Here is a 23859-nt window from a genome sequence, read left to right as displayed (position 1 = left end):
GAAAAATAGCCGGGAATTGTACCTGATACACGGCGCAAGCGTCACGTTCGCCTGTCACCCGGATCGCATGCAAAAACGCCCCGGTCTGGCGACCGAGGCGTTTTCAGGGTTCAAGCGCTGAATGAAAGCTTGTTCATCAGCCCGCGCGTCTGAGCAGCCAGACGCCCGCCAATGCACAGACTGCGGCGGGCACCAGCACCGCAAACAGCGGCGAGAATCCGAACACCAGACTCGATGGCCCCAGCAAATCCTGAACGATACGGAAGGTGAAGCCCACCAGCACGCCGGTGAACACACGCTGACCGAGGGTCACCGAACGCAGCGGGCCGAAGATGAACGAGATCGCCATCAGCACCAGCGCGGCGGTCACCAGCGGCTGCAACACCTTGACCCAAAATGCCAGCCAGTAACGGCCATTGCTCAGGCCTTGTTCGGCCAGATAGTGGATGTAGCCCCACAGACCGCTGATCGACAGCGATTCCGGCGCCATGACCACGGTACTGAGCAGTTGCGGGCTCAACGCCACGTCCCACTCCTCGCTCGGGGTATTGACGACTTCAGTACTGCGCTCCTTGAACAGCGTGGTGGCAACGTCGGTAAGCTGCCACTTGGTGCCGTCAAACTCGGCCTTCTTGGCGAAGCTGGAGCTGAGCAGATGGCGCTCCTTGTCGAAGTGATAACGCGTCACGCCGTACAACAGACCGTTCGGTTGAACCGCGTTGATGTGGATGAATTCTTCACCCTGACGGTGCCACATCCCGTGCTTGGCGCTTTGCGCATCGCCGCTGCCCTGGGCCAGCGAGCGATTGGCCTGGGCCATGGTTTCGGTGGCGGGGGCGACGTATTCGCCGATCAGCACGCCAGCGAGCATCAGCACCAGCATTGGCTTCATTACAGCCCAGACGATACGGCCGATCGACACGCCAGCAGCGCGCATCACGGTCAGCTCACTGCTGCTGGCCAGACTGCCGAGACCGATCAGGCAGCCGATCAATGCCGCCATCGGCAGCATTTCATAGAGCCGGCGCGGTGCGGTCAGCAAGACAAAACCGAGCACGTCGACCAGTGTATAGGTGTCGCTGACATCGCCCATTTCATCGATGAAGGCGAAAAGCGTTGCCAGGCCGAGGATGATCGCCAGCACGGCGATGATCGCCATGAATACGCTGCTGCCGATGTAGCGGTCGAGTTTAACCACGGGCCACCTCCAGCGCAGCGCTGCGACGGCTGGCCAGTTTCAAGCGCATCGGCTCCCAATACAGCAGGCCGAGGCCGATGACCAGGAAGATCGCGTGCACCCACCACAGGCCGAGGGCTGGCGGGATCTTGCCTTTTTCAAGGGCGCCGCGGGCGGCGATCAGGATGGTCAGGTAAGCCATATAAAGAAGAATCGCCGGCAGCAGCTTGAGGAAACGCCCCTGACGCGGATTCACCCGCGACAGCGGCACCGCCATTAGGGTCACGATGAACACCAACAGTGGCAGGGACATGCGCCATTGCAGTTCGGTTCTCGAACGGATGTCATCACTGCCCCACAGGGACGTGGTCGGCATCGCGTCACGATCGGTGACTTCTTCGCTGACGTCCGGCTTGGGCAGCAGCACACCGTAGGTTTCGTAATGAATGGCGCGGTAATCGGCCTGCCCCGGGCTGCCGTCATAGCGATAGCCGTTGTCGAGGATCAGGTAGCGATTGCCATCGGGGCGGATTTCCTGACGGCCCGACTCGGCCACCAGCACGGAAATCCCGCGGTCCTTCTTATCGGCACCGAGGTTCTTCTGCGAGATGAACACGCTGCCGAGATTGACGCGGTCGTCGCTCAGGGTTTCGGTGTAGGTCACCCGAGTACCGTCACGCAATGCCTGGAAGCGGCCCGGTTCGAGGGTATCGAACTCGGTCAGCGCGTCCTGCTTGTTCAACAGCAACTGAAACTGGTTGGCGCCCTGCGGAGCCAGGCCGAGGCTCAACCAAGCCACCACCAGTGCCACCAGCGTTGCCGGAAACAGGGTCATGCGAAACAGCTTCTGCTGGCTCATGCCGGTGGCCGAAAGCACGGTCATTTCGCTTTCGAGGTACAGGCGACCGTAGGCCAGCAGGATCCCGAGGAACAGACCCAGCGGCAGAATCAGTTGCAGGAAACCCGGCAGACGAAAGCCCATGATCAGGAACAGCGAGCCCGGATCGAGCTGACCGGCCGCAGCCTGTGCCAGGTATTTGATGAAGCGACCGCTCATGATGATGACCAGCAGCACGGCACTTACGGCGCTGAGGGTCAACAGGACTTCGCGGGACAGATAACGGAAGACGATCAAACCAGACACTCCAGGGTTGTCAGGCTAAGGCGGCCAAACAAGCAAACACATCGACCGGCCCGCCATGCAGAGCGGTCGAAAAAGATGCGGCATTATCCTGTGATTGGGTGCGCCTGTCACTGCGCACACTCATCCATCTCTGTAATCCTTTGCTCGAGGGTTGTCAGGCGCGGGGAGCGAGGTTCAAACTGCGGCCCTTGTCGCAGGCTTCGGCCTGCGCCTCTTCTCTTTATAAGCAGGCGATTGCGGACAACGTCGAACGCCTGCGTGTTGACCATTCATTCAGGGATCCGGACATGGAACTGGTTGTAAAAAGCGTTAGCCCAGAAACGTTGAAAACCGCCACCCTGGTGGTTGCCGTCGGCGAAGGCCGAAAACTCGGTGTCGCCGCCAGACTGGTCGACGAGTCGAGCGGCGGCGCGATCAGCGCCGTGCTCAAGCGTGGCGACCTGGCCGGCAAGGTCGGTCAAAGCCTGCTGCTGCACAGCCTGCCGAACCTGAAAGCCGAGCGCGTTTTGCTGGTCGGCGTGGGCAAGGACGAGGAACTGGGCGATCGTCCGTTCCGCAAAATCGTTGCCGGCATCCTCAACACCCTCAAAGGTCTGGGCGGCGGTGATGCCGTGCTGGCGCTGGACGAAGTCATCGTTAAAGGTCGCGACAGCTACGGCAAGACTCGCCTGCTGGCAGAAACCCTGGTCGACGGCGGCTACACCTTTGACCAGTTCAAGAGCCAGAAAGCCGAACCGCGCGCGCTGAAGAAAATCACCCTGCTGACCATCAAGGCTGCGCAAGCCGAAGTTCAGCGCGCCGTGAATCACGCCACTGCTATCGCTAACGGCATGGCCTTCACCCGCGATCTGGGCAACCTGCCGCCGAACATCTGTCACCCGACCTTCATGGGCGAACAGGCGAAGAACCTGGGCAAAGAGTTCAAGGATCTGAAAGTCGAAGTACTCGACGAGAAGAAGATCAAATCCCTCGGCATGGGCTCGTTCTACGCCGTGGGCCAGGGCAGCGCCCAGCCACCGCGCCTGATCGTCATGCAATACAACGGCGGCAAGAAATCCGAGAAGCCATACGCGCTGGTCGGCAAGGGCATTACTTTCGACACCGGCGGCATCAGCCTGAAGCCGGGTGCCGGCATGGACGAAATGAAGTACGACATGGGCGGCGCTGCCTCCGTATTCGGAACCTTGCGCGCCGTGCTCGAGCTGAAACTGCCGATCAATCTGGTGTGCATCCTCGCCTGCGCCGAGAACATGCCGAGCGGCAACGCTTCGCGTCCCGGCGACATCGTCACCACCATGAGCGGCCAGACCGTGGAAATCCTCAACACCGACGCCGAAGGCCGCCTGGTGCTGTGCGATGCACTGACCTACGCCGAGCGCTTCAAGCCACAAGCGGTGATCGACATCGCCACCCTGACCGGCGCTTGCGTAGTGGCCCTGGGCGCACACACGTCCGGCCTGCTGGGCAACAACGACGAACTGATCGACCAGTTGCTCAGCGCCGGCAAGGCTGCCGACGACCGCGCCTGGCAACTGCCGCTGTTCGATGAGTATCAAGAGCAACTGGACAGCCCGTTCGCCGACATCGCCAACATTGGCGGGCCGAAGGCCGGCACCATCACTGCCGCCTGCTTCCTGTCGCGCTTCACCAAGAACCTCAACTGGGCGCACCTGGACATCGCCGGCACGGCATGGACCAGCGGCGGCAAGGACAAAGGCGCCACTGGCCGTCCGGTTCCACTGCTGACCCAGTACCTGCTGGATCGCGCCAAGGCCTGAAACCGCTGAAAGGTGGCGTCACTCTCGGGTGACGCCACTTGCCGCTCTGGAACCGCAATGACCAAAGTCGACTTCTATATCCTGCCCAGCGCCGATCCTTCTGCACGCCTGGACTTTGCCTGCAAGCTCACCGAGAAAGCCTGGCGCATGGGCCACCGCATTTACCTGCATTGCAGCGATGCGGCCCAGCGTGACGATCTTGATGCGCGCCTGTGGGCATTCAAGGGCGAAAGCTTCGTGCCCCACGGCCCTGCCGACAGTGAACCGGACGGCTTGATCGTGCTGGGACTCGGGGAAGACTGTGGCGAGCATCAGGATCTGCTGGTCAATCTCGATCTGAAAGTGCCGGCCTTCGCCAGCAAATTCGCCCGAGTGGCGGAGGTAGTGGTGGAAGATCCGACCATTCGAGCCGCCGCGCGGGAGAGTTTCCGTTCCTACCGCGAACAGGGCTATCCTCTGCAAGACCACCGTTTACAGCGACTCTGAGCACTCCAATGGACACTCCGAAACCGCAACAGAAGTCCGCTCACCTGCTGGACGATCTCGAATCGATCCGTCAGTTGCTCGGCGATGACAACCTGCAACCACCGCTGTTGACCGATACGGTCGATGACAGCGAACAGGAACAGATTCCGATGCTGTTCGATTCCGTCAGCAATGAGCCGGCGGCGGTCGAACAAGAACCAACGCCGGCCCCGGCTGCCCAGGTTGCCGCCCCGGTCGATAAAGGCCCGGACGCCCTCCTCCACCTGGACCGCGAACTGCGCGCCGCTGCGCAACTGATCATGCAAGACGTGATCGACGACTTCGCCCCGCACATCGAAACCGAAATCAAACGCCGCCTCGATGCGCGGATGGAGCGGCTGCTCGCCGCAGCTGCAAGCGGCAAGCTTTAAGCTGCAAGCCAAAGCCAAAGCAAATCCGCCGCGCTCCTCTTGAAGCTTGCAGCTTGTGGCTTGTGGCTGTCCCCACGGCTATACTTCCCGGCTTTTCCTGAATAAATGCCAATAGGGTCCCGCCGCGCATGGATAAGACCTACCAGCCGCACGCCATTGAAACTTCCTGGTACAAGACCTGGGAGTCCGAGAACTACTTCGCCCCGCAAGGCGCGGGCGAGTCCTACACCATCATGATCCCGCCGCCGAACGTCACCGGCAGCCTGCACATGGGTCACGGCTTCAACAACGCAATCATGGACGCACTGATCCGTTTCCGCCGCATGCAGGGTCGCGACACCCTGTGGCAGCCGGGCACCGACCACGCCGGTATCGCCACGCAGATGCTGGTGGAGCGCCAACTCGAAGCCCAGGGCCAGAATCGTCACGATCTGGGCCGGGAAAAATTCCTTGAGAAAGTCTGGGAATGGAAAGATCAGTCCGGTGGCAACATCAGCCGGCAGATCCGCCGCCTCGGCTCGTCCGTCGACTGGAGCCGCGAGCGCTTCACCATGGACGACGGTCTCTCGGAAGCGGTCAAGGAAGCCTTCGTGCGTCTGCATGAAGACGGCCTGATCTATCGCGGCAAGCGTCTGGTCAACTGGGACACCAAACTGCACACGGCGATTTCCGACCTCGAAGTGGAAAACCACGAAGAGAAAGGCTTCCTGTGGAACCTGAAATACCCATTGGCTGACGGCGTGAAAACCGCCGAGGGCAATGACTTCCTGATCGTCGCCACCACCCGTCCGGAAACCATGCTCGGCGACTCCGCCGTCGCGGTTAACCCGAACGACGAGCGCTACAAAGCCCTGATCGGCAAATTCGTCGAGCTGCCACTGGTTGGCCGGCGCATCCCGATCATCGCTGACGATTACTGCGACCCTGAATTCGGCACCGGCTGCGTGAAAATCACCCCGGCCCACGATTTCAACGACTACGAAGTCGGCAAGCGCCACAACCTGCCGCTGCTGAACATCTTCGACAAGAACGCCAACGTGCTGCCTGCTGCACAGGTATTCAACCTCGACGGCACGCTGAACGAGAGCATTGACGGCAAGATTCCGGCCGAGTTCGCTGGCCTGGAACGTTTCGAAGCGCGCAAGCAGATCGTCGCCGCATTCGACGCTGCCGGCCTGCTGGTGAGCGTCAACGATCACAACCTGAAAACGCCAAAAGGCGATCGCTCCGGCACGGTTATCGAGCCGTGGCTGACCGACCAGTGGTACGTGTCGACCAAGCCACTGGCCGAGCCTGCTATCGCCGCTGTTGAAGACGGCCGCATCCAGTTCGTGCCCAAGCAGTACGAAAACATGTACTTCTCGTGGATGCGCGACATCCAGGACTGGTGCATCAGCCGTCAGCTGTGGTGGGGCCACCGGATTCCGGCCTGGTACGACGAGTCAGGCAAAGTCTACGTCGGTCGCGACGAAGCCGAAGTGCGTGCCAAGCACAACCTCGGCCCGGACGTTGCGCTGCAACAGGACAATGACGTACTCGACACCTGGTTCAGTTCCGGCCTATGGACGTTCTCTACTCTGGGCTGGCCTGAGCAGACCGAGTTCCTGAAGAAATTCCACTCCACCGACGTGCTGGTCACCGGTTTCGACATCATTTTCTTCTGGGTTGCCCGGATGATCATGATGACCATGCACCTGATGAAGAACGAAGACGGTACGCCGCAGGTTCCGTTCAAGACTGTGTACGTACACGGTCTGGTACGCGACGGCCAGGGCCAGAAGATGTCCAAGTCCAAGGGCAACGTCCTTGACCCGCTGGACATCATCGACGGCATCGACCTGGAAACCCTGGTGCAGAAGCGCACCTCGGGCCTGATGCAACCGAAACTGGCGAAGAAGATCGAGAAAGCCACCCGCGAAGAATTCGCCAATGGCATCGAAAGCTACGGCACCGACGCCCTGCGCTTTACCTTCTGCTCGCTGGCCTCGACCGGTCGCGACATCAAGTTCGACATGGGTCGCGTCGAAGGCTATCGCAACTTCTGCAACAAGATCTGGAACGCCGCGCGTTACGTTCTGGACAAGGGCGAAGATTGCGGCCAGAACGGCGAAGCTTACGAGCTGTCGCTGGCCGATCGCTGGATCATCTCGCAGCTGCAACGCACCGAAGCCGAAGTGACCCGTCAACTGGATCAATTCCGTTTCGACCTCGCCGCGCAAGCGTTGTACGAGTTCATCTGGAACCAGTACTGCGACTGGTATCTGGAATTGTCCAAGCCAGTGCTGTGGGACGAGAACGCGCCCGTAGAACGTCAGCGTGGCACTCGCCGTACACTGGTGCGCGTACTGGAAGTGGCGCTGCGACTGGCGCATCCGTTCATGCCGTTCATCACTGAAGAAATCTGGCAGCGCATTGCGCCGCTGGCCGGCATTCAGGGCAAGACGATCATGCTCCAGCCTTGGCCGGTGGCCAATGAAGAGCGCATCGATCCGGCGGCGGAAAACGACATCGAATGGCTCAAGGAACTGATGCTCGGCACGCGCAACATTCGTGGCGAGATGAACATCGGCCCGGGCAAGCCACTGCCGATCTTCCTGAAGAACGTCAGCGCTGACGACCAGCGCCGGCTGACCGAGAACGAAGCGCTGCTGAAGAAGCTGGCGCGTCTGGAATCGATCACCGTACTCGGCCCTGGCGAAGAAGCACCGCTGTCCGCCACCGCACTGGTTGGCGAGATGGAAGTGCTGGTGCCGATGGCCGGTCTGATCGACAAAGGCGCCGAACTGGCACGTCTGGACAAGGAAATCCTGCGTCTGCAGGGCGAAGTCCAGCGGGTTGGCGGCAAGCTGGCCAACGCCGGGTTCGTCGACAAGGCCCCGGCCGAAGTCATCGACAAGGAACGCGCCAAACTGGCCGAGGCCGAACAGGCCCTGGGCAAGCTGGCCGAGCAGCATGCGAGGATTGCCAGCCTTTAACGGCAGATCGCATTGAAAGAGGGAGGCCGCAATGGCCTCCCTTTGTTTCATCCTGCTTTCAACCCTTCACTTCCCTAGGGCTTCTTCGCAATATTCCCCCGCAGCATTGATTAAGTCCACGTGAATGCTCTCGTGCTGTGGATTGCCGCGATTGAGCGTGAAAGACACTTTTCCCCATCCTGTTCGAATGGGTCTGATGTGAAGAAAATAATCGCCAATCGTTCTTTTTAAGCCTTCGGTCGTGTCTGTTGCCGTGACAAAGCCTTTGAGCGGTGGTGTCTGCGTTCCCTCTACCGGCTGCGTAAGTTCTGCATCTCTAAATCCCTCCCATACAAGCTCCCACGGCGAGCCGACCTGAGCTCCTGGCAAGGCGACTTTGACCTCGATTCCCTGTTGCGGTTTCGAATCGCAATTGATCATCCCGGAATCTGCACCGGGAAACGTAATTGATTGTGTCATGAGTGTTTTCCTTAACTTTAAATTGATTAGTTTTGGACGGCTGCGTTGTTTAGGATTGCCCTGACAGTGAACTTGAATAGAACGACAATACACACTGTCAAATATGACAGTATTTTAGACCGTTTACGCATAAGCAAACGCTATCGCTGAACAATGTGGGACAATACCCGCCACTTTCAGCCATACCCGAATCGACCACGCCCATGACTGCCCCCGCACACCCAAACCTGCGCGCAAGAAGCCTGACGCCGCATCCCCGAGCAAAGCCGTCGAGCCGCGCGAGAAGGCCAGCCTGCATCCGCGCAATCGCCATCAGGGTCGTTACGACTTCCCGGCGCTGATCAAAACCACGCCGGAACTGGCGAAGTTTGTGATCACCAACCCATACGGCAAGGAAAGCATCGACTTCGCCAGCCCCGATGCGGTGCGCGTGTTCAACCGGGCGCTGCTCAAGGCGTTCTATGGCATCCAGCATTGGGATATTCCGGCGGACTACCTCTGCCCTCCGGTTCCGGGGCGTGCCGATTACGTACACTTTCTCGCTGACCTGCTGGCGAGCATGAACGATGGCAAGGTGCCGCGCGGTGCGATCGTCAATGTGCTGGACATCGGCATGGGCGCCAACTGCGTTTATCCGCTGATCGGCAACAGCGAATACCGCTGGCATTTCCTCGGCTCGGAGATCGATCCGACAGCCGTGGCGGCGGCCCGAGCCATCGTGCAGTCCAACGATCTGAGCAAGGTCATCCAGCTGCGTCAGCAGGAAAACCGCAAGCACATCCTCATAGGCTTGCTCGAGCCGGGCGAGCGTTTCGACCTGACCATGTGCAACCCGCCGTTCCACGCCTCCATGGAAGAGGCGACCAAGGGCAGCGAGCGCAAGTGGCGTGCTCTGGGCAAGGCTGATCCGAAACGCAAGCTGCCGGTGTTGAACTTCGGCGGACAATCGGCCGAGCTGTGGTGTGAAGGCGGTGAAGCGCGGTTTGTGACGCAGCTGATCGCCGAAAGCGCGAACTTCCAGCACAAGGTGTTGTGGTTCAGCACGCTGGTGTCGAAAGCTTCGAACCTGCCGGCCATTGAAACCGCGCTGAAGAAGGCCGGTGTGCTGGAGAGCCAGGTGGTGGAGATGTCGCAGGGGCAGAAGCAGAGCCGCTTTGTCGCCTGGACCTTCCAGACCAAGTCCGAGCAGCAGATCTGGCGGCGTGAGCGCTGGGTGCGCTAAGGCGCTGTAGATTCCCTGGAGCGAGCCTGCTCGCGAAGGCGGCGTGTCAGTCAGATTCATTATCGACTGACCCACCGCTTTCGCGAGCGGGCTCGCTCCACACTGGCCCTGCAATTCAGCCAGCAAATCACAGACACAAAAAAACCGTGCCCCGGATCACTCCGAAGCACGGTTTTTTTATCGCTGCGTCTTACTTGTTCACAGCGTCGGTCAGGCCTTTGGCCACAACCAGCTTGATCACTTTCTTTGCAGGGATTTCGATGGCAGCGCCAGTCGAAGGGTTACGGCCAGTGCGGGCAGGACGCTCGGTCACTTTCAGCTTGCCGATACCTGGCAAGGTGATTTCGCCGCCGTTTTCCAGCTGATCGGCAACGATTTGGCCCAGTTGGTCCAGAGCGTTACGCGCGGTGGTTTTCGGCGCGTCGATAGCTTCAGCGATGTCGGCGATCAGTTGGTCTTTAGTAAGAGCCATGTAGTGTTCCTTCCCTATCAAATTCATATGGATTGCAGAGTGCAGTGTCAGCCATCGAGCCCGATCTTCTGGATCTGGCACCCTCGGCGATAACCACGACGAGTCGGGTTATAGATGCCGAAATCAGGGTTTGGTTCGACCTGACAAATGCTGAATGCACGCTTAACGCAGTGACTTCGCGCAAGACCGGGCAAAACTAGCACAGCGACAAGGAAATATCCGCCTCTAGCTACCCATTTGGTCAGCTTTATTGCGCTAAATCGGTAAAAAACCGCATAAGGCCGGCCTCTTGCCCCGGTTTTGCCCTTCGCCCCCGCCAAAACCAGTGGTTGCGGTACACTGAGCGCTTTTTCGGGGAGCCTGCCCTCCTCCCTTCCAACAGCCGAGAAGCCCATGCCGATCCGTCATTGCATCGTCCACCTGATCGACAAAAACCCGACGGCACGCCTGCAGTTCTGCACGCTCGTGACTCTGAACTGGCCGAGTCCGCAGCCATCGAAAACATGCTCGCCGACCTCAATGAAAGCTACAACGCCAAACAGGGCAAAGCCTGGGGCCTGTTCCATCCGGAGTCCGGCGCATTCCCGTTCAGCGGCTGGCTGAAGGAGTACATGGAAGGCGGCCGTGACTTCACCGCGTTCAGCAAAGTGGCGGTCGAGCACCTGCAGAAGCTGATGGAAGAATCCAACCTGTCAGTGGGTGGCCACGTTCTGTTTGCCCACTATCAGCAGGGCATGACCGACTACCTGGCGATTGCCCTGCTGCACCACAGCGAAGGCGTGGCGGTCACCGACGAGCTCGATGTGACGCCCTCGCGCCATCTCGACCTTGGCCAGTTGCATCTGGCAGCGCGGATCAATGTCTCCGAGTGGCAGAACAACAAACAGTCCAAGCAATACATCTCGTTCATCAAAGGCAAGAATGGCAAGAAGGTCTCGGAATACTTCCGCGACTTCATCGGCTGCCAGGAAGGGGTCGACGGCCCCGGCGAGACGCGCACCCTGCTCAAGGCCTTCAGCGACTTTGTCGAGAGCGAAGATCTGCCGGAAGACTCGGCCCGCGAAAAAACCAAGACCCTGGTCGACTATGCCAGCAGCCAGGCCAAACTCGGCGAACCGATGGGCCTGGAAGAATTGTCGGAGCTGATCGACGAAGAGCGTCCGAAAGCCTTCTACGATCACATCCGCAACAAGGACTACGGCCTGTCGCCAGAGATTCCGGCAGACAAGCGCACCCTCAACCAATTCCGCCGCTTCACCGGTCGCGCCGAAGGCCTGTCGATCAGCTTCGAAGCGCACCTGCTGGGTTCGAAGATCGAGTACGACGAAGAGAACGGCACCTTGATCATCAAAGGCCTGCCGACTTCGCTGACCGATCAGTTGAAGCGGCGCAACTGATGCTCGGCAATGTGCTGAAAAAGTCGTCCTGGTGCTGCTGGTGGTCGTGGTCTATCAGAACTGGGGCAAGATCGAGCGGGTGTTCAACCCTCGCAAATGGTCTCGCCGCAGACCCGGGCGCAAGCCAATGTCGTGCTCTATGCCACCGACTGGTGCGGCTACTGCAAACAGACCAAACGCTTTCTCGACAGCAAGGGCATACCGTTCAAGGAGTTCGACATCGAGAAGGATGCCGATGCGCGCCAGGCGTATGAGGCACTGGGTGGGCGCGGGATTCCGCTGATCGATGTGAACGGCACGTTGATTCGCGGATTTGATCCAGACGAAATCCTCGCTGCCCTGAAATAATCAACTGTGGGAGCGAGCCTGCTCGCGAAAGCGCTGCATCAGCCAACGACAATGTTGAATGATCCATCGTCTTCGCGAGCAGGCTCGCTCCCACAGGTTTTGCAGCTGACTTGATAAATCAGCGCGCTTCGATACGGAAGCCGAAGCGCGGGAAGTGCACATGCACCACACCGCCACGCTCGTCTTCGCGGCGAATGATCAACTCTTCGCTACCGGCAAACAGCAACTCACCGACCACCGGGTCGACGCCGTAATCGATAGCGGCAATCGCCACTTGCTGGCCCGCCTTGAAGCCGTTCGGATCAACGAACTGCTCATCCGGCAATCCCGCCGGCGTCGCGTTACGCGCGATCTCCAGTGCCTCGGCGGAAGACATCTCGCTCGCTGCGCCATGGCCGAACCCCAGCACTCTACCCAGCCACGCCACAACCGCCGGATATTCATCCACCAGCGGCGCCGTAACGTGGGTCGCCTTGAGGAACCACAGCGGATGCGCCAGGGCGAAGTCGGCAATCGATGGCTCGCCGAAGAGGAAGTCGCCCTGCTCGCGCTGCAACTGCTGCTCCAGTCGCGCCATGATCGTCGGCCACTGATGTTTGGCCTGCTCGGCGGACAGACGCGTGGCGCTGCCACCGCTGAACAAACCGGCGCGGTCGGCCAGGAATGCCTTGATCGCTTCCGGCGGCAATTTGCCGAAACGTACCGCCACCGATTCCGGTTGGAACACCAGGCTCACGGCGTGCTGGAACACCACCGAATCGGCCCACGCCGCAAAACTGGCGCTGGTCATTTCCTGGCCCTCGGGGAAGAACGCCGGCAGGGCTTTTTCCTGTTCCAGGCGTCGAGCGATCAGTGCGGTGTCGCAATAGATGTCAGCACCGATCTGCAACACTGGTGTCTTGCGGTAGCCACCGGTCAACGCCGTCAGATCCGGCTTTGGCATCACCGGGGAAATATGCACCGAACGCCAGGACAGGCCTTTGAAACCCAGCAGCAGGCGGGCCTTCTCGGCAAATGGAGAGGTCGGGTAATGGTGCAGAATCAACTCGGACATGCTCGGCTCCGCCGCTCAGATAGTGAGCCCGCAGCTTAGCGTGCATTGGATTAGCAGCCTACAGATCTGCCTGATGGGAACCAATCAGTCAGATTGATAAGACGCGACGAGGCATTCCTTGGCGCTTTTGCGCAGCTTCTTGATCAGCCGTTCCTGGCGCAAAGCATCGCTTTTGTCGCGGCACAGTTCGGTGTAGACCAGCGCCATCGCCGGGCTGGAAAGAAAGAACCGCGCGCCCTTGCCGCTTTGGTGCTTGGCGAAACGGCGTACGGGGTCGTCGCTGATTCCGCAGTACAAGGAGCCATTGGCGGCACGCACGAGGTAGACGAACCAGGATTTGCTCACTGGCTCGGCAGCATCGACGGATTGTTCGCTAAGACTGGTCACTTCGGGATCTGAACGTGTAGGAAAACAGGCGGCGATCTTATCAGCGCCCGGCCTGAAATGCCTTCAGTCCCTTGCGCGCCTGGGCGCGCACGGCGTTGCGCACCAGCGGCGTCCAGCCCAGCAGCAGGCCTTTGAAACCGAGCGCCTGGCGCGACCAGCGCCACAGATCGAAGTGGTCGTGGTGCTCACAGATCTTGCCGTCACGGAACACGAAACGCGCCTGGATATCGTTGATGACGATGTTGCCGGTCTGGCTGAACAGGTAGGTCGCGACCCAGTGTGCGCCGCCGCTGCGTTCGTCGGCGCGGACGTTGTCGAAGGTCAGGGAGAAATCCTTGGCGCGGGTAGTCAGCATGCGCCACATGTCGCCGGCATCGCGCCCGCGCAGTTCACCAAAGGCCGGATCGCTGAAGACCACGTCATCGGTGTAGCAGGCGGCCATGGCCTCTGCGTCAAGGCGCTGAAAGGCTTGGTAGAAGCGGGTGATCAGGGCGCTATGGGCTTCGCTCAAGGCAGTCTCCAAAAAATAGGTACAGATTGCCAGCACCATAATCTGCCGCGCGCAGAAACACTATCGGCAATACGCAAAACCCTTGTGGGAGCGAGCCTGCTCGCGAAGGCAATTCAACATTCAACATCCATGTTGACTGAAACACCGCTTTCGCGAGCAGGCTCGCTCCCACATTTGCAGTCAGTGCATTCAGATCTTTTCGCTTTGCACCTGCACATACAGCGCCCGGCCGGCACCTAGCCCGGCGAGGATTGCACCGGCGCCGATAATGCCGAAAATCCAGCCCAGCGCATTCCAGCCGCCGGTCCAGTCATGGACCACACCCACGGCGAACGGCCCCATGGACGCCAGGGTGTAGCCAAAACCCTGGGACATGCTCGACAGGTTCGCCGCGACATGGGAATCACGCGAGCGCAGCACGATCAGGGTCAGGGCCAGACTGAACGTACCGCCCTGCCCCAGACCGAGCAGAATCGCCCAGCCCCACAGACCTTCGATCGGTGCGTACAGGCAGCCGAACAGGCCGGCCAGGGTCAGCGCCATGACCACCACGATCGCCAGACGCTGATCCTTGCCACGGGTCGCCAGCCACGGCGCGGCCAGCGAACTGGCCAGCTGAATGATCACCGAACCGGACAGCACCAATCCGGCCTGAGTCGGTGTAAGCCCGCGCCCGATGAGGATCGACGGCAACCAGCCAAACACGATGTAGGCCAGCGACGATTGCAGGCCCATGTACAAGGTCACCTGCCAGGCCAGCGGATCACGCAGCAACCCGCGCACGCGATAGGCGACGTTGTGTGCGCCATGTTTGGAGCCAACTTGTGGCAGCCAGAAAACCGCCGCCACCAATGCCGGAATCACCCAGAAGCCCAGGCCCATCGCCCAGCTGTTGCCGAAGTGTTCACTCAGCGGAACGGTCGAACCCGCAGCCATCGCTGCGCCCAGGCACAGGGCCATGGTGTAGACGCCGGTCATGGTCCCGGCGTGTTTGGCGAAGTCGCGCTTGACGATGCCCGGCAGCAGCACGCCGACGATGCCGATGCTGGCGCCGCCAAGGACGCTGCCGGCGAACAGGCCGATCTCGCCGAAATTGCTGCGCAGGATGATGCCGCCGGCCAACGTCAGCAGAATCCCCAGCACCACGCGCTCAGCACCGAAACGCCGCGCCAGAATCGGCGCCAGCGGTGCGAACAAGCCCAGGCACAGCACCGGCAACGTGGTCAGCAATCCCGCCTGCGCCGCAGACAGCCCGAGACTCCTGGAGACCTCGCTAAGCAATGGCGCCATGCTCGACAACGCCGGGCGCAGGTTCAGCGCCACCAGAATCAGCCCGAGCAGCAGCAACCATGGACGTTTCACCAACGGATGGCTTTGCTGCACCTGCTCGTCATCAGCCTCGGCATCGATCAGCAGCTCTTCAAGTTCGCGGGTGCGTTTCGACGCTGTGGATAACTCACTGCGGGACATGGTCTTCTCGGTTTCAAGGTTCATTGATCAACTGCCTCGACAAGGCTTTGGCCCGTTCCGGGTCGCGTTGCTCGACCGCATCGAGCAAGTCGATGTGCAGATCGAACACTTCCTGACGGCGCGGGGAGATATTCAGGGTCTGGCGCAATTGCGCGCCGACGATGCTGGAAAAGTAGCGATACAACTCGCTGAGGGTCGGGTTGTGCGCGGCGTCGACCAGTCGCCGATGAAACACCAGATCGCAGGCGATGTAAGTGTCGAGATCACCGTGATAGTGGCTGCCGCTGGTGCCGAGCGCTTCGCGTAGCGCCGCCAGATCCTCATCGGTACGGCGCAATGCTGCCAGGCCGATGGCCTCGACCTCAAGGATGTGTCGGGTCTCCCGGGCCTGCTCCAACGAACAGCGGGACAACGCTTTCAGCGTATCCAGCGGATCGACCACCGCACGAAGATAACTGCCGTCGCCCTGACGAATTTCAATCAGCCCGGAGAACGCCAGAACACGCATCGCCTCACGCACGGTATTGCGGCTGATGCCCAGTTCGGCACACAGCTCCGGCTCGGTAGGCAAGCGCTCGCCGACCTGCCACGCACCGCTGTTGATGCGCTGGCGTAGCTGTTCCAGCGCCTGATCGACCAGGGATCGCTTGATCAAAGGGAAATTTCAGACATGAGCCTCGCCTTTTCATCCAATCATAGGATGAATTTTCCGACATGTTAGTCAGACCCATGTAGGACGGCAACCACCTAGGGTCAATCGGAGACACATGGAGCGGCATTTTCGATTGGTCAAAATTACCCTTTAAGGGTAATTTCAGGGACAGGGTTTTGGCTTCTTATGGAAAAGAACACACCCCATTACGATTTGGGAGCGGTGAAACAAGAGGTCATCAGGCTGGGCGCGAAAGCTTTTACAGGAACTGCGATGAGCTCGGGCAAACGCATGGGGTTAAACCTGAAACGAATGCAGCAGGCTATCTGCTTGCTGGAGCGCCGGATGTTCTACAAGTCCATGACTTGCTACACCAATCACCGAGACTGGCAGGACGTTTACCACATTGGACTTTACGACGTGGAGCTGTACATAAAAATCACCTACTGCCCCAACGGCGGTCCTCCCGTGATCTCTTTCAAGGAGAAGAACCTATGAATACACGGCAATGCATGAGCTGTGGCACCCAAGATGCGATGCAGCATTTCGAACGTCGCAGTATGGCTGTCGACTACAAAAACGTCTCACGTCGGGTGCACGACATTGCAGGATGGGAATGCAACGCCTGCGGTGAGATCATTTTTGATAACAACACTGACAGCGCCGAACGCTATTGCGACGCCGGCGATAAATTGCTCGAAGAGTGCTTACAAGTGATGGGCGCCGAGATGAAACGCATCCGCCGTAAATTACATCTCACCCAAAAAGAGGCAGTCAAATTGCTATCGGGTGGAGGGCACAACGCTTTTTCCCGCTACGAACGCGGCGAGCTTCCACCGCCTCAACCCTTGTTCAATCTTATGCGCCTGCTGGATCGTCACCCTCATCTGCTCGCCGAAATACAGGCGATGAACGAAGGCACTGACTTGCGGCGGCTGCTGACCGCGCGCTTCCCGGAGCAGGAGACGGCACCGGTGTTCTGAGAAAATCAGAAAAAATAAACCCGGGAACTCAGCCCGGGTTTATCTCACTGCGAGGCTTCGATCAATGCAAAATCTGACTCAAGAACAACTTGGTCCGGTCATTCTGCGGATTGTCGAAGAAGTCATTCGGCGCCGCCTGCTCAACGATTTCGCCCTTGTCCATGAAGATCACGCGATTGGCCACGGTGCGGGCGAAGCCCATTTCGTGGGTCACGCAGAGCATGGTCATGCCGTCTTCGGCCAGACCGATCATGGTGTCGAGCACTTCCTTCACCATCTCCGGATCGAGTGCTGAAGTCGGTTCGTCGAACAGCATGATTTTCGGCTTCATGCACAGGGCGCGGGCAATCGCCACACGCTGTTGCTGACCGCCGGACAGTTGCCCCGGGTATTTGTGCGCCTGCTCCGGAATGCGTACGCGTTCCAGGTAGTGCATGGCAATTTCTTCGGCCTTGCGCTTGGGCATCTTGCGCACCCACATCGGCGCCAGGGTGCAGTTCTGCAGAATGGTCAGGTGCGGGAACAGATTGAAGTGCTGAAACACCATGCCGACTTCGCGGCGGATCGCTTCGATCTGCTTGAGGTCGTTGGTCAGTTCCACGCCATCGACGACAATGCGGCCCTGCTGGTGCTCTTCCAGACGATTCAGGCAACGAATCGTGGTGGATTTACCGGAGCCCGACGGGCCACACAGGACGATGCGCTCGCCCTGTTTGACGTTGAGGTTGATGTCCTTGAGTACGTGAAACTGGCCGTACCACTTGTTCACGCCCTGCATCTGGATGATGCCTTCCGGACCCACAGGCTTTTTGATTGCTTCGCTCATTTACAGAGAACTCCTAACGCTTGTGGCCAGTGTCGAGCTTGCGTTCCAGATGCATGGAATAGCGCGACATACCAAAACAGAAAATCCAGAACACCAGGGCGGCGAACACATAGCCTTCGGTAGCCATGCCCAGCCATTTCGGGTCGGCAGCAGCTTGCTTGACGCTGTTGAGCAGGTCGAACAGACCGATGATGATCACCAGGCTGGTGTCCTTGAACAGCGCAATGAACGTGTTGACGATGCCCGGGATCACCAGCTTCAGCGCTTGGGGCAGAATCACCAGGCCCATCGACCGCCAGTAACCGAGGCCCATCGCGGCAGCCGCTTCGTACTGCCCTTTGGGAATCGCCTGCAGACCACCGCGCACCACTTCGGCGACGTAGGCCGACTGGAACAGGATCACCCCGATCAGCGCCCGCAGCAGCTTGTCGAAGTTCATGCCTTCGGGCAGGAACAGCGGCAGCATCACCGAGGACATGAACAACACCGTGATCAACGGCACGCCGCGCCAGAACTCGATGAAGGTCACGCAGACCACACGAATCGCCGGCATGTTCGAACGTCGTCCCAGCGCCAGCACGATGCCCAGCGGCAATGCTCCGGCGATGCCGACGGTGGCGATCACCAGGGTCAGCATCAGGCCGCCCCACTGGCTGGTCGGCACGGTGGTCAGACCGAAACCGCCATGCAGCAAAGTGAAGGCGATGATCGGGTACAGCACCAGGAAGCTCAGGCCGTACACCGCTTTACGCGGCACGCGCGAGATGAACAGCGGTGCTGCGCCAATGACCGCCAGCCACACGGTCAGGTCGACGCGCCAGCGAAGGTCAGTCGGGTAGTAGCCGTACATGAACTGGCCGAAACGCTGCTGAATGAACACCCAGCAGGCGCCTTCCTTGGTGCAGTCGGCGCGTGTGGTGCCGACCCAGTTGGCGTCGACGATCGCCCAACTGAGGATCGGTGGCACGACCAGGTAGATCAGGTAAAACGCGAACAGGGTCAGCAGAGTGTTGAGCCAGCTGGAGAACATGTTCGCGCGCATCCACGCCACCACACCGATGCTGCTGTTGGGTGGAGGCATGTCGGGTTTGAAAGTATGAGTACTCATGCGCTTTTCCTTACCGCTCGATCAGCGCAATGCGCTTGTTGTACCAGTTCATCAGCAGGGAAATGCTGATACTGATCGCCAGGTACACGCTCATGGTGATGGCAATCACTTCGATGGCCTGCCCGGTCTGGTTGAGCACGGTGCCGGCGAACAGCGAAACCATTTCCGGATAACCGATACCGGCGGCCAGCGAGGAGTTTTTCGCCAGGTTGAGGTATTGGCTGGTCAGCGGCGGAATGATCACGCGCAGGGCTTGCGGGATGATCACCTTGCGCAGGGTCGGGCCGTTGCGCAGGCCAAGCGAACGCGCCGCTTCGGTCTGGCCGTGGCTGACCGACTTGATCCCGGAACGCACGATCTCAGCGATGAACGCTGCGGTGTACACAGTGAGTGCCAGGGTCAACGCCAGCAGTTCCGGGATCAGCACCCAGCCGCCGACAAAGTTGAAGCCCTTGAGCTCGGGCATTTCCCAGTGCAGCGGAGCACCGAAGATCACCGCGCACAGGGTCGGGATCACCAGCAAAATTGCCAGGCCGGTCCAGAACTTGTGGAACGGTACGCCGGTTTCTTCGAAGCGCTTGTTGGCCCAGCGGCACATCAGCACGATGCCGACTATGGCCAGCACGATGCTGATCACGAAGGCCCAGAAGCCGTCAGCGGCGAGTGCGGCCGGCATGTTCAGGCCACGGCTGCTGACGAAGAAGGTGTCGCCAAAGTTGTGGCTGTTGCGCGGCCCCGGCATGGTCAGGAACACCGCGAAGTACCAGAACAGGATCTGCAGCAGCGGCGGAATGTTGCGGAATACTTCCACATACACCGTCGCCAGTTTGGCGATGATCCAGTTCTGCGACAGCCGCGCCACGCCGACGATGAAACCGAGGATCGTCGCCAGGATCACGCCGATAAAAGTCACCAACAGGGTGTTGAGCAGGCCGATGACAAACACCCGCGCGTAGCTGTCCGCTTCGGTGTAGTCGATCAGGTGTTGAGCGATGCCGAACCCGGCACTGCGCTCCAGAAAGCTGAAACCGGAAGTGATGCCCCGGTGCTGAAGGTTGGTTTGGGTATTGTCGAACAGGTACCAGCCAAGCGAGACCACCGCCACAACGGTGATGATCTGGAATAGCCACGCACGCACTCGTGGATCGCTGAGGCTGAACCTCTGCTTTGGTGCGCCGATAGAATTTTGCATGAAGTGCCCCGGAAGAAATGGAACCAGAACATCACCCGGCGGTTGGCCCGCCGGGCGATAGAACCATTAGCGCACTGGTGGTGCGTACTGAATGCCGCCGTTGTTCCACAGGGCGTTCAGGCCACGGTCGATTTCCAGCGGAGTGCTCTTGCCGAGGTTTTTCTCGAAGATTTCACCGTAGTTGCCGACTTGCTTGACGATCTGCACAACCCAGTCTTTCGGCAGTTTCAGGTCTTTGCCGTACTCGCCGTCAGCGCCGAGCATACGGGCCACGTCCGGGTTCTTGGTCGACTTGGCTTCCGCTTCGACGTTCTTCGAAGTGATGCCGGCTTCTTCGGCGTTGAGCAGCGCGTAGCCGACCCAACGTACGATGGCCAGCCACTCGTCGTCGCCGTTACGCACGACCGGACCCAGTGGTTCTTTGGAGATGGTTTCCGGCAGCACCACGTAGTCCTTCGGCGAAGCCAGCTTGCTGCGCTGGGCGAACAGCTGGGACTTATCGGAAGTCAGCACGTCGCAACGACCGGATTCCAGCGACTTGGCGCTTTCATCGGAGGTGTCGAAAGTGATCGGGGTGTATTTCAGACCGTTGCCACGGAAGTAGTCGGAAACGTTCAACTCGGTGGTGGTACCGGCCTGGATGCAGATGGTCGCGCCGTCGAGCTCTTTGGCACTTTTCACGCCCAGCTTGTTGTTCACCAGGAAGCCGATGCCGTCGTAGTAGGTGATGAAGCCCGGGAATTTCAGGCCCATGCCCGCGTCACGGGAGCTGGTCATGGTGGTGTTGCGCGACAGGATGTCGATCTCGCCGGATTGCAGCGCGGTGAAGCGCTCCTTGGCGTTCAACTGGCTGAACTTGACCTTGTTGGCGTCGCCGAAAACAGCAGCGGCCACAGCGCGGCAGACGTCGGCATCGATGCCGAGGATCTTGCCGGTCGCATCCGGTACCGAGAAGCCCGGCAGACCGTCGCTCACGCCACACTGCACGAAACCTTTTTCTGTACCGCATCCAGGGTTGCACCCGCCTGAGCGAACCCGCTGACGCCGAGTACTGCTGCTGCAGTCACGACTGCCAGAGTGGATTTCAACATCTTCATTCAAACCTCCAGTTTTGCTCTTGTTGTGTCGGAGCTTGAGTCCTGTCGCACCCTTTTGAGGCGTTGCTGACCCGTGTTGGCTTTTTTGGGGTCAACCGACGTAGGACCTTCGCTATGAGTCTAGTAGGAGAGAATCCACATCATGGATCACTCACTTCTCACCAATCGGCCGAACGGGCTGTGGCCCTTTCACGTTCGCTAAGCCCGTAGCGGCCATTGGCGAACATCCATCACCGGATTCGTTGCTGTCCCATCGCGCGACGTAGACTGATAGTGTTACCGCCACGCGTAGGACGCTTCGTACGCAATCCTCCATAGCAAAGGCCGTACCACACTGCTTGCCAAAGTGATTGCGCGACACGTCAATAGCTAAACTTGTAACCTTGCGACATCTTGTTAACGGATCAACCGGGCGCGCACTTCAATCACGCACTCAATGAGAGCGCCCGCACATTTTGGAGCAGACATGACCGAGCCCTTGATTCTTCAGCCTGTTAAGCCCGCAGACGCCTGCGTGATCTGGCTGCACGGCCTCGGCGCCGACCGCTATGACTTCCTGCCGGTAGCCGAGGCGTTGCAGGAAAGTCTGTTGAGCACACGCTTTGTGCTGCCGCAGGCACCGACCCGTCCTGTGACGATAAATGGCGGATATGCCATGCCCAGCTGGTACGACATCAAGGCCATGAGTCCGGCCCGAGCGATCGATCGCGACGAACTGGAAGCCTCGGCGGATCGCATCGTCGAACTGATCGAAAACGAGCGCGCCAGCGGAATAGACGCCTCGCGGATTTTTCTTGCCGGGTTTTCGCAAGGCGGCGCGGTGGTACTGCACACCGCTTTTCTGAAATGGCAGGGACCGTTGGGTGGGGTGCTGGCGCTGTCGACTTACGCACCGACTTTCAGCGATGAACTGGAATTGTCCGCCAGTCAGCAGCGCATTCCGGTGCTGTCGCTGCATGGCCAGTTCGATAACGTGGTGCAAAACTCGATGGGCCGCAGCGCTTATGAGCATTTGAAGAAGCATGGTGTCACCGTGACATGGCAGGAATACCCAATGGAGCACGAAGTGTTACCTGAAGAGATTCGCGACATCGGCGTCTGGCTGAGCGAACGCCTGCGCTGATTGGCGAGTGATGTCCGCCCATTGATCCCTCCTACTACGCCGCGCCCGATTCTTGCATTACACTGGCCGGCGTACATTCCTTAACCAACTGATGAGATGACCGTGCTCAAAGCACTCAAGAAAATGTTCGGTAAAAGCGAGGCTGAGCAGCTCGCGCCAGTTCCCAGTGCGCCGTCGCACGCCCCCGGTCATCGCAGCGATGCCCCGCAGGTCGACCGCCCCGCTCCCGTAGCGACACCGAAGCCAGAAGAAAAACCTGCTGCGGCAGCACCAATCGCTGCAGAGCCTGTGCGCAGCGAAGCGCCAAAACCGGCCAGACCGCGTCGCGAACCAAAGCCCAAGGCACCGGTCATTCCGTGGAAACTCGAAGACTTCGTCGTCGAGCCACAGGAGGGCAAAACCCGCTTTCACGATTTCAAGCTTGCTCCGGAACTGATGCACGCCATCCAGGACTTGGGCTTTCCCTATTGCACGCCGATCCAGGCGCAGGTACTGGGCTTCACCCTTGCCGGCAAAGACGCCATTGGCCGCGCGCAAACCGGCACCGGCAAGACTGCCGCATTCCTGATCTCGATCATTACCCAGTTGCTGCAGACGCCGCCGCCGAAAGAGCGCTACATGGGCGAGCCGCGTGCGCTGATCATCGCGCCGACCCGCGAGCTGGTGGTGCAGATCGCCAAGGACGCCGCTGACCTGACCAAGTACACCGGTCTCAACGTGATGACGTTCGTCGGCGGCATGGATTTCGACAAACAGCTCAAGCACCTCGAAGCGCGCCACTGCGACATTCTTGTTGCGACGCCGGGGCGTTTGCTCGACTTCAACCAGCGCGGCGACGTGCATCTGGACATGGTTGAAGTGATGGTGCTGGACGAAGCCGACCGTATGCTCGACATGGGTTTCATCCCGCAGGTGCGGCAAATCATTCGCCAGACCCCACCGAAGTCCGAACGCCAGACTTTGCTGTTCTCGGCGACCTTCACCGAAGACGTGATGAATCTGGCCAAGCAATGGACCACCGATCCGGCCATCGTCGAAATCGAAATCACCAACGTCGCCAACGAGAACGTCGAGCAGCACATCTACGCCGTGGCCGCTGCCGACAAATACAAGCTGCTCTACAACCTGGTCAACGATAACGGTTGGGAGCGGGTGATCGTGTTTGCCAACCGCAAGGACGAAGTGCGCCGTATCGAAGAGCGCCTGGTGCGCGACGGCATCAATGCCGCGCAACTGTCTGGCGACGTGCCGCAGCACAAGCGCATCAAGACCCTGGAAGGTTTCCGCGAAGGCAAGATCCGCGTGCTGGTGGCCACCGATGTGGCCGGTCGCGGCATTCACATCGACGGCATCAGCCACGTGATCAACTTCACCCTGCCGGAAGTCCCGGACGACTACGTGCACCGCATCGGCCGTACCGGTCGCGCCGGCGCTGACGGTGTGTCGATCAGCTTTGCCGGCGAAGACGACTCCTATCAGTTGCCGTCCATCGAAGAAAAACTCGGTCGCAAGATCAGTTGCGAAACGCCGCCGACGCATCTGTTGCGCGCGGTTGAGCGCAAGCGCCCGCAGTAAGCGCAACGAAATG

General features: G+C 59.7%; 21 protein-coding genes and 3 pseudogenes. 11 read left to right on the top strand and 13 right to left on the bottom strand.

Features of this window, described 5'->3' with window-relative positions:
* Positions 1-136 precede the first annotated feature (136 nt).
* On the bottom strand, positions 137-1198 hold the full coding sequence (lptG, locus tag LJU32_09530) for an LPS export ABC transporter permease LptG (protein WKV90385.1): 1062 nt from the start codon (positions 1196-1198) through the stop codon (positions 137-139).
* A complete protein-coding gene (gene lptF, locus LJU32_09525) occupies positions 1191-2312 on the bottom strand; it encodes an LPS export ABC transporter permease LptF (protein WKV90384.1) in 1122 nt (373 codons plus the stop codon). Before lptF ends, lptG begins: the two co-directional genes overlap by 8 nt.
* A 296-nt stretch (positions 2313-2608) precedes the next feature.
* On the opposite strand from lptF, the gene LJU32_09520 reads away from it, so the two are divergent.
* The 4 genes from LJU32_09520 (at position 2609) to LJU32_09505 (ending at position 7970) form a co-directional block, all read left to right on the top strand.
* A complete protein-coding gene (locus tag LJU32_09520; protein ID WKV90383.1) occupies positions 2609-4099 on the top strand; it encodes a leucyl aminopeptidase in 1491 nt (496 codons plus the stop codon).
* 57 nt (positions 4100-4156) lie between these two features.
* Positions 4157-4585, top strand: coding sequence for a DNA polymerase III subunit chi (locus LJU32_09515; protein ID WKV90382.1), 429 nt, complete (start codon positions 4157-4159; stop codon positions 4583-4585).
* A gap of 8 nt (positions 4586-4593) precedes the next feature.
* Positions 4594-4995, top strand: a complete 402-nt coding sequence (locus LJU32_09510) for a DNA polymerase III subunit chi (GenBank protein ID WKV90381.1) — start codon at positions 4594-4596, stop codon at positions 4993-4995.
* Positions 4996-5123: 128 nt separating this feature from the next.
* The gene (locus LJU32_09505; GenBank protein WKV90380.1) at positions 5124-7970 is read left to right on the top strand and encodes a valine--tRNA ligase; all 2847 of its coding nucleotides are present in this window, start codon (positions 5124-5126) and stop codon (positions 7968-7970) included.
* A 66-nt stretch (positions 7971-8036) separates the two neighbouring features.
* On the opposite strand, the gene LJU32_09500 is transcribed toward LJU32_09505, so the two are convergent.
* Positions 8037-8429 carry a hypothetical protein gene (locus LJU32_09500; GenBank protein WKV90379.1) on the bottom strand — a complete coding sequence of 131 codons (393 nt, stop codon included), beginning with the start codon at positions 8427-8429 and terminating at the stop codon, positions 8037-8039.
* Positions 8430-8619: 190 nt separating this feature from the next.
* Here LJU32_09500 and rlmF point away from each other — a divergent pair, with 190 nt between their 5' ends.
* Positions 8620-9651 (top strand): 23S rRNA (adenine(1618)-N(6))-methyltransferase RlmF, encoded by a 1032-nt coding sequence (gene rlmF / locus LJU32_09495; GenBank protein WKV91075.1) that lies wholly within the window; start codon positions 8620-8622, stop codon positions 9649-9651.
* A gap of 190 nt (positions 9652-9841) precedes the next feature.
* Here the strand turns inward: rlmF and LJU32_09490 are convergent, their stop codons facing one another.
* Positions 9842-10123, bottom strand: coding sequence for an HU family DNA-binding protein (locus tag LJU32_09490; protein WKV90378.1), 282 nt, complete (start codon positions 10121-10123; stop codon positions 9842-9844).
* Positions 10124-10516: 393 nt separating this feature from the next.
* On the opposite strand from LJU32_09490, the pseudogene yejK reads away from it, so the two are divergent.
* Both yejK and LJU32_09480 read left to right on the top strand, forming a co-directional pair.
* A pseudogene (gene yejK / locus LJU32_09485) lies at positions 10517-11520 on the top strand (nucleoid-associated protein YejK).
* Positions 11520-11868: pseudogene (locus LJU32_09480) on the top strand (glutaredoxin family protein). The pseudogenes yejK and LJU32_09480 overlap by 1 nt, the downstream one beginning before the upstream one ends.
* 118 nt (positions 11869-11986) lie before the next feature.
* Here LJU32_09480 and LJU32_09475 read toward each other — a convergent pair.
* The 5 genes from LJU32_09475 to LJU32_09455 form a co-directional block, all read right to left on the bottom strand.
* Positions 11987-12922 (bottom strand): glutathione S-transferase family protein, encoded by a 936-nt coding sequence (locus LJU32_09475; protein ID WKV90377.1) that lies wholly within the window; start codon positions 12920-12922, stop codon positions 11987-11989.
* Between the two features lie 84 nt (positions 12923-13006).
* Positions 13007-13309 carry a GIY-YIG nuclease family protein gene (locus tag LJU32_09470; protein ID WKV90376.1) on the bottom strand — a complete coding sequence of 101 codons (303 nt, stop codon included), beginning with the start codon at positions 13307-13309 and terminating at the stop codon, positions 13007-13009.
* Between the two features lie 40 nt (positions 13310-13349).
* Positions 13350-13820 carry a nuclear transport factor 2 family protein gene (locus LJU32_09465; GenBank protein ID WKV90375.1) on the bottom strand — a complete coding sequence of 157 codons (471 nt, stop codon included), beginning with the start codon at positions 13818-13820 and terminating at the stop codon, positions 13350-13352.
* Positions 13821-14009: 189 nt separating this feature from the next.
* A complete protein-coding gene (locus LJU32_09460; protein WKV90374.1) occupies positions 14010-15314 on the bottom strand; it encodes a CynX/NimT family MFS transporter in 1305 nt (434 codons plus the stop codon).
* Complete coding sequence (locus tag LJU32_09455; protein WKV91074.1) at positions 15304-15942, bottom strand: FadR family transcriptional regulator; 639 nt, start codon at positions 15940-15942, stop codon at positions 15304-15306. The genes LJU32_09460 and LJU32_09455 overlap by 11 nt, the downstream gene beginning before the upstream one ends.
* Before the next feature lie 186 nt (positions 15943-16128).
* Between LJU32_09455 and LJU32_09450 the strand changes: the two genes are divergently transcribed.
* Positions 16129-16440 (top strand): type II toxin-antitoxin system MqsR family toxin, encoded by a 312-nt coding sequence (locus tag LJU32_09450; protein WKV90373.1) that lies wholly within the window; start codon positions 16129-16131, stop codon positions 16438-16440.
* Positions 16437-16925, top strand: coding sequence for a type II toxin-antitoxin system MqsA family antitoxin (locus LJU32_09445; protein ID WKV90372.1), 489 nt, complete (start codon positions 16437-16439; stop codon positions 16923-16925). The genes LJU32_09450 and LJU32_09445 overlap by 4 nt, the downstream gene beginning before the upstream one ends.
* Before the next feature lie 61 nt (positions 16926-16986).
* On the opposite strand, the gene LJU32_09440 is transcribed toward LJU32_09445, so the two are convergent.
* The 4 genes and pseudogenes from LJU32_09440 to LJU32_09425 form a co-directional block, all read right to left on the bottom strand.
* On the bottom strand, positions 16987-17751 hold the full coding sequence (locus tag LJU32_09440) for an amino acid ABC transporter ATP-binding protein (GenBank protein ID WKV90371.1): 765 nt from the start codon (positions 17749-17751) through the stop codon (positions 16987-16989).
* A 13-nt stretch (positions 17752-17764) separates the two neighbouring features.
* The gene (locus tag LJU32_09435) at positions 17765-18859 is read right to left on the bottom strand and encodes an amino acid ABC transporter permease (GenBank protein ID WKV90370.1); all 1095 of its coding nucleotides are present in this window, start codon (positions 18857-18859) and stop codon (positions 17765-17767) included.
* A gap of 10 nt (positions 18860-18869) precedes the next feature.
* Positions 18870-20051, bottom strand: a complete 1182-nt coding sequence (locus LJU32_09430; protein WKV90369.1) for an amino acid ABC transporter permease — start codon at positions 20049-20051, stop codon at positions 18870-18872.
* A gap of 66 nt (positions 20052-20117) precedes the next feature.
* Positions 20118-21148 (bottom strand): annotated as a pseudogene (locus LJU32_09425) (amino acid ABC transporter substrate-binding protein).
* Between the two features lie 466 nt (positions 21149-21614).
* Here LJU32_09425 and LJU32_09420 point away from each other — a divergent pair.
* On the top strand, positions 21615-22271 hold the full coding sequence (locus LJU32_09420) for an alpha/beta fold hydrolase (GenBank protein ID WKV90368.1): 657 nt from the start codon (positions 21615-21617) through the stop codon (positions 22269-22271).
* 96 nt (positions 22272-22367) lie between these two features.
* Positions 22368-23846, top strand: coding sequence for an ATP-dependent RNA helicase RhlB (gene rhlB, locus LJU32_09415; protein ID WKV90367.1), 1479 nt, complete (start codon positions 22368-22370; stop codon positions 23844-23846).
* Positions 23847-23859 lie beyond the last annotated feature (13 nt).

Origin of the sequence: Pseudomonas sp. B21_DOA (genome assembly GCA_030544685.1) — a bacterium.
GTDB classification, from domain to species: Bacteria; Pseudomonadota; Gammaproteobacteria; order Pseudomonadales; family Pseudomonadaceae; genus Aquipseudomonas; species Aquipseudomonas fluorescens_AO.
This window is presented reverse-complemented; position numbering and strand designations above follow the sequence as displayed.

Bases quoted from the DNA above. Each gene is read 5' to 3' on its own strand.
- LJU32_09520 (WKV90383.1), top strand. From the start codon at position 2,609: ATGGAACTGGTTGTAAAAAGCGTTAGCCCAGAAACGTTGAAAACCGCC.
- LJU32_09515 (WKV90382.1), top strand. From the start codon at position 4,157: ATGACCAAAGTCGACTTCTATATCCTGCCCAGCGCCGATCCTTCTGCA.
- LJU32_09510 (WKV90381.1), top strand. From the start codon at position 4,594: ATGGACACTCCGAAACCGCAACAGAAGTCCGCTCACCTGCTGGACGAT.
- LJU32_09505 (WKV90380.1), top strand. From the start codon at position 5,124: ATGGATAAGACCTACCAGCCGCACGCCATTGAAACTTCCTGGTACAAG.
- LJU32_09500 (WKV90379.1), bottom strand. From the start codon at position 8,429: ATGACACAATCAATTACGTTTCCCGGTGCAGATTCCGGGATGATCAAT.
- LJU32_09490 (WKV90378.1), bottom strand. From the start codon at position 10,123: ATGGCTCTTACTAAAGACCAACTGATCGCCGACATCGCTGAAGCTATC.
- LJU32_09475 (WKV90377.1), bottom strand. From the start codon at position 12,922: ATGTCCGAGTTGATTCTGCACCATTACCCGACCTCTCCATTTGCCGAG.
- LJU32_09460 (WKV90374.1), bottom strand. From the start codon at position 15,314: ATGAACCTTGAAACCGAGAAGACCATGTCCCGCAGTGAGTTATCCACA.
- LJU32_09450 (WKV90373.1), top strand. From the start codon at position 16,129: ATGGAAAAGAACACACCCCATTACGATTTGGGAGCGGTGAAACAAGAG.
- LJU32_09445 (WKV90372.1), top strand. From the start codon at position 16,437: ATGAATACACGGCAATGCATGAGCTGTGGCACCCAAGATGCGATGCAG.
- LJU32_09440 (WKV90371.1), bottom strand. From the start codon at position 17,751: ATGAGCGAAGCAATCAAAAAGCCTGTGGGTCCGGAAGGCATCATCCAG.
- LJU32_09435 (WKV90370.1), bottom strand. From the start codon at position 18,859: ATGAGTACTCATACTTTCAAACCCGACATGCCTCCACCCAACAGCAGC.
- LJU32_09430 (WKV90369.1), bottom strand. From the start codon at position 20,051: ATGCAAAATTCTATCGGCGCACCAAAGCAGAGGTTCAGCCTCAGCGAT.
- LJU32_09420 (WKV90368.1), top strand. From the start codon at position 21,615: ATGACCGAGCCCTTGATTCTTCAGCCTGTTAAGCCCGCAGACGCCTGC.
- rhlB (WKV90367.1), top strand. From the start codon at position 22,368: ATGACCGTGCTCAAAGCACTCAAGAAAATGTTCGGTAAAAGCGAGGCT.